A 14,829-nucleotide genomic window follows, 5' to 3' on the forward strand; every position below is an offset into this window, starting at 1 on the left:
GGTGCCGTACCGCGTCCGCGGTACGGCACCGGCGGGCCCTACTCCCAGAGGAGACCCCCGGGTTCAGCCCGGGGTACCGGCCGGCCGTCGCGGGCCGTACCTAGGATTCGCGGTATGGATCTCCGAGGTCTCCCACGGCGCGGAAGCGCGCGCGGCCCGCTGCGTGGCCGGCTGCGTGGCCGGCGCTGGTACGCCGCCGTGGGCGCGCTGGTCGTGCTCATAGGGGGCGGCACCTGGGCGGCCGCGTCCTCGGAAGCGGTGCCCGCGGTGCATCGGGAGGACCGGCTGCTGAGCATGCCGGAGACGCCCGGCAGCACGGCGAAGGTGCGGATCGACACCTCGTTCTTCACCGCGCCGGGCGGCTCCGGCGGGCGGCGGCCGGCGGTGCTGCTCGGGCACGGCTTCGGCGGCAGCAAGGCCGATCTGCGGGCGCAGGCCGAGCAGTTGGCCCGGGACGGGTACGCGGTGCTGACCTGGTCGGCGCGCGGATTCGGGAGGTCCACCGGGAGGATCGGGCTGAACGACCCGGTCGCCGAGGTCGCCGACGTCAGCCGGTTGATCGACTGGCTGGCCGAGCGCCCCGAGGTGCAGCTCGACAAGGCCGGTGACCCCCGGGTGGGCGTCGCCGGCGCCTCGTACGGCGGGGCGATGGCGCTGCTGGCGGCCGGCCACGACCGGCGGGTCGATGCGATCGCCCCGCAGATCACGTACTGGAACCTCGCCGACGCCCTCTTCCCGCACGGCGTGTTCAAGAAGCTGTGGGCGGGGATCTTCTTCACCACCGGCTCGACGGGCGCCCCCACCGGCTCGACAGGCGCCCCCACCGGCTCCACCGGTGCCCCCGCCGGCGCGCCCCGCACCCCGCCATCCGGGCCCGAAGCGCCCGGTGGCTGCGGGAAGTTCGAGCCCGAGCTGTGCCGGATGTACGAGCGGGTCGCGGTCAGCGGCACACCGGACGCGGCGGCCCGCCGGCTGCTTCAGGCCCGCAGTCCGTCGGCCGTCGGCGGGCGCATCACGGTGCCGACCCTGATCATGCAGGGGCAGACGGACTCGCTGTTCACCCTCGACCAGGCCGATGCGATGCAGCGGGCGATCCGCCGGAACGGGGCGCCGGTCGACGTCGACTGGATCTCCGGCGGGCACGACGGCGGGGACCGTGAGGCGGCTCGCCTCCAGGCCCGTACGACGGTGTGGTTCGACCGCTATCTGAAGCGCGACGGGGGCGCCGACACCGGGCCCGCCTTCCGGATCAGCCGGACCGGGGGAGTGGACTCGACCGACGGGTCGGTGCGGCTGCGCGGTGCCACCGCGGACCGCTACCCCGGTCTGCACCACGCGCCCCGGACGGTCCGGCTGACCGGCTCCGCCCAGACCTTCCGCAACCCGGCCGGCGCCGGGCCGCCCGCGATCTCCGCGGTGCCCGGCGTCGGTGCGCTCGGCAACCTCTCCGCCCTCGGCACCGGCGGCCTGTCGCTGGACTTCCCCGGCCAGTACGCCCGCTTCGAGTCGGCGCCGCTGACCGACTCCGTGCACCTGACCGGCAGTCCCACCGTCACCGTGCGGGTCCGTTCCGGCTCCCGGGACGCGGTGCTCTTCGCCAAGCTCTACGACGTCGCCCCGGACGGCCGCCGCCAGGTGCTGCCGTCCCAGCTCGTCGCGCCGTACCGGATCGAGGACGCCCACGACGGCCGGACCGTACGGCTGCAACTGCCCACCGCCGACCACGACTTCGCGGCCGGGCACCGGCTGCGGCTGGTGCTCTCCGCGACCGACCTCGGCTACGCCTCACCGGCCGCCCCGACCAGCTACACCGTCTCCCTGGCGGGCGGTGCGGCCGCGACGGCCGAGGGGGAGCTGAGCGTGCCGACCGCACCGCAGGTGCGCAGCGCCGCCGCCCCGCTGCCCGCCTGGACCTGGGCGCTGCCGGCCGGTGCCGCGGTGGTCGCCGCGCTGCTGCTGTTCACCGCCCGCCGCCGGACCGCGGCGCCCCCGCCCGACCCGGCGCTCGCCGAGGTTCCGCTGCGGATCAGCGGACTCGGCAAGCGGTACGCCGGGTCCGTGGACCGGTTCGCGGTTCGGGAGCTGTCCTTCCGGGTGGAGAAGGGGCAGGTGCTCGGTCTGCTCGGGCCGAACGGCGCCGGCAAGACCACCACGCTGCGGATGCTGATGGGTCTGATCACGCCGGACGCCGGTGAGATCAGGGTCTTCGGGGAGGCGATCCGGCCGGGCGCGCCGGTGCTGTCGCGGGTCGGCGCGTTCGTCGAGGGCGCCGGTTTCCTGCCGCATCTGTCCGGCCGCGCCAACCTCGACCTGTACTGGCAGGCCACCGGCCGGCCGGCCGCCGATGCGCACGCCGAGGAGGCGCTGGAGATCGCCGGTCTCGGCGACGCCCTCGACCGCGCGGTGCGGACCTACTCCCAGGGCATGCGGCAGCGCCTGGCCATCGCCCAGGCCATGCTCGGCCTGCCGGACCTGCTGATCCTCGACGAGCCGACGAACGGGCTGGACCCGCCGCAGATCCGCGAGATGCGCGACGTCATGATCCGCTACGCGGCGGCCGGACGCACCGTGATCGTCTCCAGCCATCTGCTGTCCGAGGTCGAACAGAGCTGTACGCACCTGGTCGTGATGGACCGCGGACGACTGGTGCAGGCCGGGCCGGTCGCCGAGATCGTCGGCTCCGGGGACACCCTGCTGGTGGGCGCGGCGGAGCCGGTCGACGACGCCGTGGTGGAGAAGGTGGCCGCGCTGCCGGGCGTCGCCTCGGCGGTACGCGCCGAGGACGGCCTCCTCGTCCGGCTGGACGGCGCCACCACCACCCAACTGCTCACCGAAATCCTCCGGTTGGAGGTCGCGGTGGACCGCATCGGACCGCACCGGCGTCTGGAGGACGCCTTCCTCACCCTGATCGGAGGTGACGCACGATGACCGCGACCGCGACCGCGACCGCGGCGGCGCCCGGCTACCGGCCGCGCCGGACCCTGCCGCTGCGGGTGGAGGCCCGGCGCCAGCTCCGGCGCCGCCGCACCCTCGTCATCGCCGCGATCCTGACGCTGCTGCCGTTCGTACTGGTGATGGCGTTCGCGATCGGCGGCGACCCGAGCAGCCGCGGCAACGGCCGGATCTCCCTGATGGACGGCGCCACCGCGTCCGGCGGCAACTTCGCCGCCACGGTGCTGTTCGTCTCCGCGGGGTTCCTGTTGGTGGTCCCGGTGGCGCTGTTCTGCGGTGACACGGTTGCCGCGGAGGCGAGCTGGTCCTCGCTGCGCTATCTGCTGGCCGCGCCGGTGCCGCGGGCCCGGCTGCTGCTCAGCAAGCTCACCGTCGCGCTGCTGTTCAGCGCCGCCGCGATGGTGTGGCTGCCGCTGGTCGCGCTGGCGGTCGGCACCGCCGCGTACGGGTGGGGGCCGCTGCAACTGCCCACCGGCGGTGCGCTGTCGGCGGGGGACGCGGTGCTGCGGCTGGCGGTCGTGGTCGGTTATGTCTTCGTCAGCCAGCTGGTGACCGCGGCGTTGGCGTTCTGGCTGTCGACGGTGACCGACGCACCGCTGGGCGCGGTCGGCGGCGCCGTCGGGCTGACCATCGTCGGCAACGTCCTCGACCAGGTCACCGCCCTCGACACCTGGCGCGATGTGCTGCCCGCCCACTGGCAGTACGCCTGGGCGGACGCCCTGCAACCCCGGATGGAGTGGTCCGGGATGATCCAGGGCGCGTCGGTGTCGGTGTCGTACGCGCTGGTGCTGGGCGCCCTGGCGTTCCGCGGGTTCGCGCGCAAGGACGTGGTGTCGTGACGGCGGTGACGAGCCGGCGGGCGGCCCGCAGCGCCTTCCGTTGACGGCCCGCAGCGCCCTGTGCTGACGGCCCGGCGCGCGGCCCGGTGTCGGCCCGGCGGCCCGCACCTCCGGTCACCGGGCCGGCCGCCGGTCAGGCGGTCGGCCCCTGCATGTGCGCGCTGACCCAGCGCATGGTGCCCTCGCCCATGCCCTTCACATACGTCGCCGCGCTGTGCGTGCCGCCCGGGACGATCTGGAGCCGGGTGCGCACCGGCCCGTGACCGTACTGCGCGATGAACTTCCGGACCTTCGGCAGCACCGTGTACTCCTTGGAGCCGTCCTGGAAGGCGAGGTAGACCTCCGGGCCGCCGCGGGCGATCAGCCGGCGGGCCAGCACCTCCGGGTTGTTCTCGCGCTCCACCGTGGCGTGGCCGTTCCACAGCGGCGAGTCGGGGACGATGTCCGGCCCGTTGGGGATGGCCACCTTGAACGTCTCCGGGTTCTGGAGCACGTTCTTCAGCGCCGCGAAACCGCCCGAGGAGGAGCCCATGATCGCCCAGGCGTCGCGGGTCCTGAGGGTGCGGAAGTTCTGCCGGACGAGGTTGGGCACGTCCTGGCTGAGCCAGGTGCCGATCCTCGGCTGACCGGGTATGTCGCTGCCGTCGTAGTACTGCTTGCCGTTGGGGTTGAGCACCGGCATGACGACGATGAACGGCAGGCTGGTGCCGTTCTTGGACCACTGGGCGAGGTTCTCCTCCAGTTTGAGGTCGGAGCCGATCCAGTAGTTCACGGGGTAGCCGTACGCGCCGGGCAGTGCCTCCATCACCGGGAAGCCCTTGTTCGCGTTGCGCTTCTCGTAGTACTCCGGCGGTGCCCACACCCACACCTTCCCGGTGAAGCCCGATTTCGGGCCGTGCAGGGTGGTCACGCCGATCGGGGTGTTCTGGCCGGCCCCGCCGACCCGGCTCTCCTCGGTGAAGGTGATCGGGCGGGTCGGCCACTGCACCAGTGAGCGCTTCCCGTGCGGCGTGGTGTGCAGCGCGGCGCCCGTCTTGGGCACGTTGCCGAACCGTACGGGGGAGGACGGGGAGGCACTGGTCCCGCAGCCGGCCGTGGCGGCGAGAACGGTCAGGGTGATCAGCGCGATCAGCGGTTGGAACAGGGCTTTGCGCACGGGGCCTTCTCCTCGCGAACTCCTCGCCGAACGCGCCGGACGCGCTCTCGACAGGCCGGGAGCTGTGCCGGCCGACCAGCAAGAGGGGGCGGGGAGGTTCCGGGGTTTCCGTTCCGGGGTGTCGGGTTGCTCGCACCCAGCACCCGGAATCCGGGCGTCCCCTTGATGGCCTGGGATGTTTTACGCGCGCCGGAAGCCGGGTTTGCCAGGATTTTCCCGGCCGAAGGGGGGAGCGGACCGGGCGTGCGGGGGAGCCGGGCGGGGCGTGCGGGCGGCGCGCGGTCGGACGGCGTACGGGGCGGCCGGCGCACCCCGTCCCACCGTTCCGGGAACATCGGTATTGGCCGGTATTCGCCCGTATCCTCTCGCTATGACCTGGTCGCGTGCGCTGACGGAAGCCGCCCGCTCCGGGCTGACCGTCGAGCGGACCAAGCTCACCCCGCTGATCGCGGTGCGCGGCACGGCCGGCCTCGCCCTCGTCATCGGGCTGTGCCTGTGGCGCGGCGATCCCTCCCTCGCGGTCTCCTCCGCCTTCGGCGCGTTCGCGGCCGGCCTCGTCACCTTCCAGCGCAGCATGCGGCCGCGCCCGGTGCTCGCGCTGGCGGTCGCCGGCGCGCTGGCGGTCGCCACCTTCCTCGGCTACCTGGCCGCCGCGCATCTCGTCGCCTTCGTCCTGCTGCTCATCGGCTGGACCTTCCTGGCCGGGATGGCCTGGGCGATCGGTCCGGTCTCCGGACTGGCCGGCACCCAGACCGTGGCGATCATGCTGGTCACCGTCACCCTGCCGACCTCGGTCCTGGGCGCCCTCCAGCACGCCGCCCTGATCTTCTTCGGCGGGCTCGTCCAGGCCGCCCTCATCGTCGTCTTCCCGGTCCGGCCCTGGGGCATCCAGCGCGATGCGCTCGCCGACGCACTGGCCGCCGAGGCCGACTACGCCCGGCGGCTGCGGCACGACCCGGTCGCGCCCTTCGACCCGGCGCCGCTGATGGACGCCCGGCTCGCCTCCCAGGTGACACCGCGTCAGGCCAAGCGCCGCCCCGTCCAGCTGCACGGCCCCCGCGGCCTCGCCGAACGCGTCCGGCCGGTCCTCGCCTCGCTCGCCGACCCGGTCGTCGGCGCCCCTCTGGAAGGCCCCGAACGCGACCGCGCCCGCGAACTGCTGGGCGCCGCGGGCACCGTCCTGGACGCCGTCGCCCATGCGGTCCGGCACGCCGGGCCGGTACGGCTGCCCCCCGAGGCGATGGCCACCCTCGAAGTCCCGGCCACCGGGCCGATGCTGAACGGCGCCGCCCGCCGCGCCGCCTACCGACTGATCTCGCTGCTCGCCGACGCCGTGGAGCTCACCGACGAGCCGGTCCGGGCCACCCGCGCCACCACCGAGGCCGAACGCGGCCATCTGCTGCGCCCCAGCGTGCCCAAGCTGGTGCCGGTCGCCCTGCGCGCCCTGCACCGCGAGGCCCGCTGGTCCTCGCACATCTTCCGGCACGCCCTGCGGGTCGCCGCGGTCGCCGCGGTCGGCTACCTGCTGGGCGCCGCGCTGCCGTTCGGCCACGGCTACTGGGCGCCGCTGGCCTCCGTGATGGTGATGCGCCCCGACTTCGCCCAGACCTACTCCCGGGGTGTGGCCCGTTTCATCGGCACCCTCGTCGGCGTCGCCGTCGCGGGTGCCCTGATGGCCCTGGTGCACCCCGGGGTGTACGCCAGCGCGGTGCTCGCCCTGGTCTGCGTCTGGCTGACGTACCTGCTGATGCGCACCGGCTTCTCGGTGACCTCGGCCTGCGTGGCCGCCTACGTCGTCTTCCTGCTCGGCATCGCCGGCGAGGGCTGGCAGCAGACCGTCGAGGCGCGCATCGTGCTCACCCTCGTCGGCGGACTGCTCGCGATGCTGTCGTACGCGCTGTTCCCCGCCTGGGAGACGCCCAGGCTGCGGGACCGCCTCGCCGACTGGCTGGCGGCGAACGGCAGCTACGCCCTGGCCGTGTTGGACCGCTACGCCCGGCCCGCCGAGGGCCGGCCCCGGCAGGTCCGGGAGGCCCTGCTGGACGCCCGGGCCGCCCGGGTGGCCTGGGAGGAGAGCGAGGCCCGGGCCGAGAAGGAGCCGGTCCGCCCGCGCGGCCCGTCGCTCGCCACGGCGAAGGCGGTCAGCGCCGCGCTGGCCACCATGGGTCGGGTGACCATGATCATGGAGGCGCACCTCCCCGACCGGGACGCCGAACCCTCCGCCGGCGCCGCCGCGTTCGCCGCCGAACTGCGCCGCTCCCTGGAGCACGCCGGGCGGGCCGTGCGCGACGGGGGCGGGATGGACTGGAGCGCGCTGCACGCCGTGGGGGAGCGGTGGGACGCCGAGGAGGAGAACGAGGGCGTCGCGCCGCGCGCCGCCGGGCTGCTGCTCGATGCGCTCGACGACCTGGCGGAGGCGCTGTCCGAAGAGCCGGACGAACGTCACGGCGCGGAGTGGGGAACCATCTCGCACCCCCAGTAGTCTTATTAATTGCCCGCATTGAACCCCATTGGCCCCGATGGGTCCTCTGTGGAGCGCTGCCCCGCCGTCCCCCCGCCCCGTCAACCGCCGTCCATCCCAGCCGTCCCCGCGAGAGAGCACACGAACTCCCCATGGCGTCCAGCACTTCGTCCGGTACGTACGACATAGGCATCGACCTCGGCACCGCCAACACCCTGGTGTACGCCCGCGGCAAGGGCGTGGTGCTGAACGAGCCGTCGGTCGTCGCGGTCAACGCCTCCGGCGAGGTCATCGCCGTGGGCCTGGAGGCCAAACGGACCATCGGTCGCACGCCGTCCGGGATCACCGCGATGCGCCCCCTGAGGGAGGGCGTGATCGCCGACTTCGAGGCCGCCGAGCAGATGCTGCGCGCCCTGATGAAGAAGGCCCTGCCCAGCCGACGCTTCAGCCGGCCGCGGGTGGTCATCTGCGTCCCCTCCGGCATCACCGGTGTCGAACGGCGTGCGGTGATCGACTCCGCCCGCGGCGCCGGCGCCCGCGAGGTGCACCTGATAGAGGAGCCGATGGCCGCCGCGATCGGCGCCGGCCTCCCGGTGGACGAACCGGTCGGCTGCATGGTGGTGGACATCGGCGGCGGCACGACCGAGGTCGCCGTGGTCTCCATGGGCGGCCTGGTGACCGCCCAGTCCGTACGGGTCGCCGGTGACGCCCTGGACGCCGCCATCACCGGCTACGTCAAGAAGAAGCACTCCCTGGCGATCGGCGAGCGCACCGCCGAGGACATCAAGATCGCCATCGGGTCGGCGGCCTGGACGCCCGTCGACGCCGGCGAGGACGGTGAACCGGAACGCCGCGACTCCTACACCGTCCGCGGCCGCGACCACATCAGCGGTCTGCCCCGGACCCAGGAGATCACCGAGGAGGAGGTCCGCGACGCCCTCGCCGAACCGGTCGAGGCGATCGTCCAGGCCGTCCACCGCACCCTCGACGCCTGCCCCCCGGAACTCTCCGGCGACATCATCGAGCGCGGCATCGCCCTCACCGGCGGCGGCGCCCTGCTGCGCGGCCTGGACCGGCGGCTGCGCCAGGAGATGGGCGTGCCCGTGATGGTCGCCGACCAGCCCCTGGACTGCGTGGTCAACGGCACCGCCAAGTGCGTCGACGAATTCGCCACGCTGCACGGGCTGTTGACGGGAGCGAAGGAACAGCCGCGGAGGGCCGTGCGGTTGTAGTGGTGCGGCGGCAGGACTCTACGGCCGCTCGTCGAAGCCGCGGGACGTCGCGGCCTACCGGATGCTGGCCCATGTCGCCGACAACGTCGGGGTGTTGCGCGCCCTCGGTGAGGAGACCGCGATCGTCGTGGGCCACGACTGGGGCTCGCCCATCGCCGCCCACTCGGCGCTGCTACGGCCCGACCTCTTCACCGCCGTCGCGCTGCCGAGCGTGCAACGTCGACCGCGACTGGGAGGACCTGGCCGCCTGGCGCGGCGCCCCGATCACCCGACCCTCGCTCTTCATCGGCGGCGAACACGACGCCCCCACCACCTGGATGGCCGACGCCGTCAAGGCGTTCCCCGCCACGCTCCCCGCCCTGTCCGGCGCCCACATCCTCGACGGCTGCGGCCACTGGGTCCAGCAGGAGCGCCCCGAGGAGGTCAACCGCCTCCTGCTCGACTGGCTGGACACACTCCCCCACCCGGCCACCACCACAACGGACTGACGCGCCTGACGCGCGGACCGGGGCACACCGTCGCTGCGGCCCTCAGTCCTCGGACCGCTGCGCGGTCTCTGCGCGGTAACGCCCCGGGGTGGCTCCGAACTCCCTTTTGAAGGCGTGGGAGAGGGCGTAGGGAGTCCCGTAGCCGACGCGGCGGGCGATGGCGGCCAGGGGCTCGTCGGTGTCGCGGAGCAGGGTGGCGGCGAGCGTCAGACGCCACCAGGTGAGGTACGTCATCGGGGGGCGGCCCACCAGGCCGGTGAAGCGGCGGGTCAGGGTCGGGCGGGAGACACCTGCCTCGGCGGCCAGGCGGTCGATGGTCCATGCCGCGGCCGGGTCCGAGTGCAGCGCCCGCAGGGCGGCGGTCGTCACGGGATCGCTCAGTACGGCCGGCCACACACCGGCCGCACCCTCGGCCATCCAGGAACGGATCATGTAGACGAAGAAGAGGTCGAGCAGGCTGGGGACCGCGATGCACGACCCGGGCCGGCGCGCGTCCAGCTCACGGCCCAACAGGTCGATGGCGGCCCGGAGTTCGGGGTGGCTGCCCACCCGGTGCGGTAGATGGACGACCTTCGGCAGCTCCGTCATGAGCGGGTGGGCGCGGCTGCGGTCGAGCCGGTACTTGCCGCAGAGCATCTCCACTTCGTCGTGGGCCGCCGGTGGCTCGTGCGGCCACCGCTCCGCCAGCCAGGGCTCGAACGGCACCGCGTGCCGTACGGTCGCCGGATCGGCGGGGGAGTCGGCGAGCACATGTCCCGTGCCGTGCGGCAGCAGCACCGCGTCTCCGGTCCTGAGCGAGACCGGGGCGCCGCCGTCGGGTAGCAGCCAGCAGCCGCCCTTCAGGACGACATGGAAGCCCGCACCGTCGTAGGGAGCGAGCCGCGTGCACCAGCTGCCGCTGCCCCGCACCCGGTTAGAGGAGGGCTGTCCGATACGCACGGCCGCGATCGCGTCACTGACGACATCCACCGCGTCAGGTTATCCCGAACCGCGGTGAAGTGAGCCGCATACGTATTGCGTTGAGCCTGATGGGCATTGAGAGGCTCTGTCGAGGCTTCCTAGGGTTGCGGACATGAACAGCGACAATTCCTGGAGCAAGAACGTCCAGACCTTCGTGTGGGGGGACGTCGAGGTCACCCGGGTCGTCGAGTTGCAGGTGCCGTTCGCGCCGGCCCGCACCCTCGTCCCGGAGTCGACCACCGAGGTCTGGACGGACAACGAGGACTGGCTGGCGCCGGACCACTGGGACCCGGGCAGCGACCAGGCGGTGGTCGCACTCCAGACCTGGGTGTTGCGCAGCGGCGGGCGAACCGTCCTGGTCGACACCTCGGTCGGCAACGGGCGCGAGCGACCCGACTCTCCTCACTTCCACCAGTGGCAGGGCAACTTCCTCGAGCTGCTGGCACAGGCCGGCGTCGAACCGCAGCAGGTCGACGTCGTCGTCAACACCCATCTCCACGGTGATCACGTCGGCTGGAACACCCTCGGTGTCGACGGAGACTGGGTACCGACGTTCCCCAACGCCCAGTACCTCATTCCGGCCGCCGACGACTTCCACTACGGCCCGGACAACGCCTACGGCAACGGTGCGCGCGAGGACGACCGGCTGATCTACGAGGACAGCATCGCGCCGGTCCACCGCTTCGGCCAGGCCGTGCTGTGGGACGGCTCCCACCGCATCGACGAACACCTCACCCTGGAGTCGGCACCCGGCCACACCCCGGGATCCTCCGTGCTCCGGCTCGATTCGGCGGGTGACCGGGTGATCTTCGTCGGCGATCTGCTGCACAGCCCGGTGCAGATCCTCCAGCCCGGCTGGAACAGCTGCTTCTGCCTCGACCCCGTACAAGCGGCGGCCAGCCGCCGTCGGATCCTCGAACGGGCCGCCGCCGCCCGCGAACTGGTCGTCCCCGCGCACTTCGGCGGAGCGGGCGCCGTCGAAGTCCGCAAGGAGGGCCAGGGGTTCACCCTCGGGCTGTGGGCGACCCTGGCCATGTAGCCACGCGGCGCTTCCCGGGGAGGGGAGGGGGACGCGCGGGCCTGGTGACGATCGGAGGGCCCCGACAACCGGCGGCGGTACGGGCCCGATGCGTGGCGGCGTTAGCGGTGCGTTAGTGCCTCATTAGCCGACCGGCAGCGCCCCGGACCACGCTGGAGGCACAACGGACCGACCGTGCCCGCCCATCCCGGATGGGCGGGCACCACCAGACGAGGGAGACCGAAGGATGTCGCTCGCCGCCAAGACCCTCCGCCGCGGCCGCCGGGTGGCCGCCGGATCGCTGATCGCCGTCACCGCGTTCGCGCTGTCCGCCTGCCAGAGCGGGAAGGACTCCGCCGCCCACTCCTCGTCGGTCGCCGCGCCGGCCGCGGCCACCGGCCAGGGGGGCTCCGCCGGGGCCGCCGGCTCCCCGTCCGGCGCCGGGGCGAAGTCCGCCAACGGCTCGGCGACCGACGTGCCGAGCGCCGCCCGGGCCCACACCTCGACGACGGCCACCTCGGACCGCTGCACCGCGGACGCGATGTCGCTGCGGCTGGGCCGCACGGACATCGGCGCGGGCAACATCCACATACCGCTGGTCTTCACCAACAAGGGCAGGACGACCTGTTCGCTGCGCGGCTTCCCCGGGGTCTCGCTGATGCTGCGTGACGGCTCGACCGTCGGCAAGCCCGCCACCCGCTCGGGCGCCGCGGGCGGCGCCGTCCGCCTACGGCCGGGACAGAGCGCGCACGCCGTTCTGCACACGGTCAACGACGGCGTCTCGGACACCCCGTGCTGGTCCAGGCCGCAGCTGGTCCACGTCTACCCGCCCGGCTCCAAGGACGCGATGACCACCGCCAGCGGCGGGCTGCGGGTGTGCGGCGGGCAGTTCGACGTGACGACGGTGGCGCCCGGGGCCGCGGACTGACGCCCGGACGACGAGGGTCCCGACCGGAATGCCGGTCGGGACCTTCGGTTGCCCTGAAGTCGGTCACCACGCGGCTGTCGGCAGGATCCGCACCGGGTCGCCGGCCGGCGGGGAGGAAGCGGGACGGCTCCGGGCACGAACGGCTGCCTTTCTCCTCGGGGAGAGGCGGGTCGTCCCCACGGTGCAAGGAAGCGCCGTGCGGTGCCCCTGATAATCGGCGTATGCCGTCCAGTGCACCACCAGCCGTCGAGGACCTCCTGTCCCGAAGCCCCTTCGCCGGGCCCGGGGAGCGGGGACAGCGGCTGTGGCGGGCGGTGGGTGAGGCGGTCCTGGGCGGGGCGCTGGTGCTGCTGACCTACACGGGCGAGTCGGGGATCGACCCCCGGCTGAGGGTGGGCTGGGCGGCGGTGGTGGCCGTGGGGCTCGTCGGTATCGGGCTGGTGCTGGTGCGGCGCCGGTTCCCGGTGGCAGCGGTGGTCGGGCTCGCGGCGCTGATGGGGGTGGTGCCCGCGGCGGCGTTGCTGACCGCGGTGGCGGCCCACACCGCGGCCCGGCAGAGGGGGACGCAGCGGCGGGGCGTGGGCCTGCTGCTGGCGGCGGCTGCCGCGGCGATGGTGACGTGTGCGGTGTTCACTCCCGTGCTGGGGCCGGGCAGTTGGTCGTTCGGTCTTGTGCTGGGCGCGGTGCTCGCGGTGACCACGGTTGTGGTGCCGGGGCTGGCGGGCACGGCCGGAGGGCAGCAGGACCGGCTGGTGCGGGCGTTGCGGGAGCGGACCGCCGCCGCGGAGGAGGCGCGCCGGCTCGCGGACAGCGAGGCGCGTGTGCGTGAGCGGTCGCGGATCGCCGCGGAGATGCACGATCTGGTCGGGCACCGGCTGAGCCTGGTCTCGCTGCACGCGGGCGGGCTGGAGATGGTGCTGCGCAACGAGGCGCCCCGGCTACAGGGCGTGGCCGCCGTGGTGGGCACTGCCGCCCGTGACGCGATGCGCGAGCTGCGGGAGGTGCTGGGGGTACTGGGCCCGCTGGGCCGGGACACCGGTACCGACGCACTCACCGACGCCACCGGCACCCGCGCGGACATCGAGGCGCTGGTCGAGGAGTCGCGCGCCGGCGGCATCCCCGTCGAGCTGTCCTGGGAGGGGGCCGACCTCGACGCCCGGACCGCCCGGGTACGGCGGGCGGTCCACCGAGTGGTGCGCGAGGCGCTCACCAACGTCCACCGGTACGCGACCGGGGCCGATGTGACCGTGGCCGTTCGACACACCGACGAGCAGGTGCTCGTCCAGGTGCGCAACGACGTGCCGCCCGTGCCGTGCGCGACCACGACCGGGCTCGGCACCGGGCGCGGGCTGACCGGACTGCGGGAGCGGGTGGCGCTGCTCGGCGGTGGTCTGGAGGCGGGGCGGACGCCGGGCGGCGGCTTCGCCGTGGTGGCTGACATCCCCGCTGACCCCGATCCCGATGCCGACCTCGACCCCGACCCCGGCGCGGAGACGGCGGATGCGGCGCAGGACGGCAACGGGTCGGCCGGCGTCGCCGAGGAGCCCGGCAGCGGGCTGTCCGCCCTCCAGCGGCGCATTGCCGGCGCCGTCACCGGGCTGCTCGGCCTGGCGGGGGTGGGCGTGATGATGCTGTTCGCGGTCCTGCTGGTGGTCAACGCGCAGCCCCCCGACTACCGGAGCCCCGAAAAGCCCCGGCTGGGGATGACGCGGGAGCAGGTGGAGCGGAACGTGGCCGGCGACGACCCCGCGACGCGCGCGGCCGCCGCCGGGCGTGAGCCACCGCGGCCGGCCTCCGCCACGGACTGCATCTACCCGTGGGGGGCCGGGACGGTCAAGGCCGGGCGGCTGGAGCTCGTCCGCTACTGCTTCCGGTCCGACCTGTTGATCTCGATCGACCGTTTCACCGTTCCGATGGTCACCGAGAAGGCGACCGAACCGCCCCGCGGGAGAGGGACACAGGAGAGGGACACATGACTGACCAGGCCAACTCCCCGGGCCTCGGGGCGGTTTCCGCGACCCGGGTGCTGCTCGCCGACGACGAGGAGATGATCCGGCACGGCATCGGGCTGATCCTCCGGAACGCCGGGGGCATCGAGGTGGTGGGCGAGGCGGTCAACGGGGCCGAGGCCGTCCGGCTCGCCGCCGAGTGCCGGCCCGATGTGGTGCTCCTCGACATCCGTATGCCCGTGCTCGACGGACTGGCGGCCGTGGCACCGCTGATCGCGCTCGATCCCACGCCGCAGGTGGTCATGCTCACCACCTTCGGCGACGACGAGAACGTCACCCGGGCGCTGAGGGCGGGTGCCACCGGCTTCCTACTGAAGGACGAGGGGCCGCAGGAGCTGATCCGCGCGGTGCGGGCGGCGGCCGGAGGGGATGCCGTGCTCTCGCCGGGCGTCACCGGGGCCGTGATCCGGCGGATGCTGAGGGGCGGCGGGGCCGCCGCCCCGGAGAGCCGGGTGGTGGGGCTGACGGGGCGGGAGCGGGAGGTGCTGGTCCTGCTGGGGGAGGGGCTCTCGAACCCGGAGATCGGCAGGCGGCTCGGCATCGGCGTGGGGACGGTCAAGAGTCACGTCCGGTCGATCCTGGAGAAGACGGGGTGCGGCAGCCGGGTGCAGGTGGGGCTGCTGGCGCACCAGGCCGGGCTGATGGGCTGACACATCCGGCCGGGCGCGTGGACTGACGCACCAGGGCGGAATCGTGGGCTGCTGAGCCAAAGGACCTGGCCGGCTTCGTGGGCTGCTGAGCCAAAGGACCTGGCCGGCCTCGTGGGCTCCTGGGCCCAAAGCACCT

Annotated in this window: 10 protein-coding genes and 1 pseudogene; 9 read left to right on the forward strand and 2 right to left on the reverse strand. The window is 73.7% G+C overall.

The features are described from left to right. Positions 1–114: 114 nt before the first annotated feature. Together AB0C96_RS06025 and AB0C96_RS06030 are read left to right on the forward strand one after the other, a co-directional pair. The gene (locus AB0C96_RS06025) at positions 115–2,928 is read left to right on the forward strand and encodes an alpha/beta fold hydrolase (protein WP_362914157.1); all 2,814 of its coding nucleotides are present in this window, start codon (positions 115–117) and stop codon (positions 2,926–2,928) included. Further along, a complete protein-coding gene (locus AB0C96_RS06030; RefSeq protein WP_362914159.1) occupies positions 2,925–3,791 on the forward strand; it encodes an ABC transporter permease in 867 nt (288 codons plus the stop codon). Before AB0C96_RS06025 ends, AB0C96_RS06030 begins: the two co-directional genes overlap by 4 nt. A 133-nt stretch (positions 3,792–3,924) precedes the next feature. Here the strand turns inward: AB0C96_RS06030 and AB0C96_RS06035 are convergent, their stop codons facing one another. Next, positions 3,925–4,947: an alpha/beta hydrolase-fold protein gene (locus tag AB0C96_RS06035; RefSeq protein ID WP_362914161.1), complete on the reverse strand. Its 1,023-nt coding sequence runs from the start codon at positions 4,945–4,947 to the stop codon at positions 3,925–3,927. A gap of 370 nt (positions 4,948–5,317) precedes the next feature. Between AB0C96_RS06035 and AB0C96_RS06040 the strand changes: the two genes are divergently transcribed. The 3 genes and pseudogenes from AB0C96_RS06040 to AB0C96_RS06050 form a co-directional block, all read left to right on the forward strand. Further along, on the forward strand, positions 5,318–7,429 hold the full coding sequence (locus AB0C96_RS06040) for an FUSC family protein (protein ID WP_362914163.1): 2,112 nt from the start codon (positions 5,318–5,320) through the stop codon (positions 7,427–7,429). 131 nt (positions 7,430–7,560) lie between these two features. Then, the gene (locus tag AB0C96_RS06045; RefSeq protein WP_362914165.1) at positions 7,561–8,640 is read left to right on the forward strand and encodes a rod shape-determining protein; all 1,080 of its coding nucleotides are present in this window, start codon (positions 7,561–7,563) and stop codon (positions 8,638–8,640) included. A gap of 19 nt (positions 8,641–8,659) precedes the next feature. Continuing rightward, positions 8,660–9,128 (forward strand): annotated as a pseudogene (locus AB0C96_RS06050) (alpha/beta fold hydrolase); the annotation flags it as partial. Positions 9,129–9,170: 42 nt separating this feature from the next. On the opposite strand, the gene AB0C96_RS06055 reads toward AB0C96_RS06050, so the two are convergent. Further along, positions 9,171–10,097 (reverse strand): AraC family transcriptional regulator, encoded by a 927-nt coding sequence (locus tag AB0C96_RS06055; protein WP_362914167.1) that lies wholly within the window; start codon positions 10,095–10,097, stop codon positions 9,171–9,173. A gap of 103 nt (positions 10,098–10,200) precedes the next feature. Between AB0C96_RS06055 and AB0C96_RS06060 the strand changes: the two genes are divergently transcribed. From AB0C96_RS06060 to AB0C96_RS06075, 4 genes are all read left to right on the forward strand, one after another. Next, the gene (locus AB0C96_RS06060) at positions 10,201–11,127 is read left to right on the forward strand and encodes an MBL fold metallo-hydrolase (RefSeq protein ID WP_362914169.1); all 927 of its coding nucleotides are present in this window, start codon (positions 10,201–10,203) and stop codon (positions 11,125–11,127) included. Positions 11,128–11,353: 226 nt separating this feature from the next. Beyond that, complete coding sequence (locus AB0C96_RS06065) at positions 11,354–12,034, forward strand: DUF4232 domain-containing protein (protein ID WP_362914171.1); 681 nt, start codon at positions 11,354–11,356, stop codon at positions 12,032–12,034. Positions 12,035–12,255: 221 nt separating this feature from the next. Continuing rightward, positions 12,256–14,010: a histidine kinase gene (locus AB0C96_RS06070; RefSeq protein ID WP_362914173.1), complete on the forward strand. Its 1,755-nt coding sequence runs from the start codon at positions 12,256–12,258 to the stop codon at positions 14,008–14,010. Next, positions 14,007–14,693, forward strand: coding sequence for a response regulator transcription factor (locus tag AB0C96_RS06075; RefSeq protein ID WP_362914175.1), 687 nt, complete (start codon positions 14,007–14,009; stop codon positions 14,691–14,693). Before AB0C96_RS06070 ends, AB0C96_RS06075 begins: the two co-directional genes overlap by 4 nt. The last annotated feature ends 136 nt before the right edge of the window (positions 14,694–14,829 follow it).

The sequence above is a fragment of the Streptomyces sp. NPDC048506 genome (assembly GCF_040651315.1).
Classification (GTDB): Bacteria; Actinomycetota; Actinomycetes; order Streptomycetales; family Streptomycetaceae; genus Streptomyces.

Excerpts from the sequence above, each read along its gene's own strand:
- AB0C96_RS06070 (WP_362914173.1), top strand. The coding sequence starts at position 12,256 with ATGCCGTCCAGTGCACCACCAGCCGTCGAGGACCTCCTGTCCCGAAGC.
- AB0C96_RS06030 (WP_362914159.1), top strand. The coding sequence starts at position 2,925 with ATGACCGCGACCGCGACCGCGACCGCGGCGGCGCCCGGCTACCGGCCG.
- AB0C96_RS06040 (WP_362914163.1), top strand. The coding sequence starts at position 5,318 with ATGACCTGGTCGCGTGCGCTGACGGAAGCCGCCCGCTCCGGGCTGACC.
- AB0C96_RS06075 (WP_362914175.1), top strand. The coding sequence starts at position 14,007 with ATGACTGACCAGGCCAACTCCCCGGGCCTCGGGGCGGTTTCCGCGACC.
- AB0C96_RS06045 (WP_362914165.1), top strand. The coding sequence starts at position 7,561 with ATGGCGTCCAGCACTTCGTCCGGTACGTACGACATAGGCATCGACCTC.
- AB0C96_RS06025 (WP_362914157.1), top strand. The coding sequence starts at position 115 with ATGGATCTCCGAGGTCTCCCACGGCGCGGAAGCGCGCGCGGCCCGCTG.
- AB0C96_RS06060 (WP_362914169.1), top strand. The coding sequence starts at position 10,201 with ATGAACAGCGACAATTCCTGGAGCAAGAACGTCCAGACCTTCGTGTGG.
- AB0C96_RS06065 (WP_362914171.1), top strand. The coding sequence starts at position 11,354 with ATGTCGCTCGCCGCCAAGACCCTCCGCCGCGGCCGCCGGGTGGCCGCC.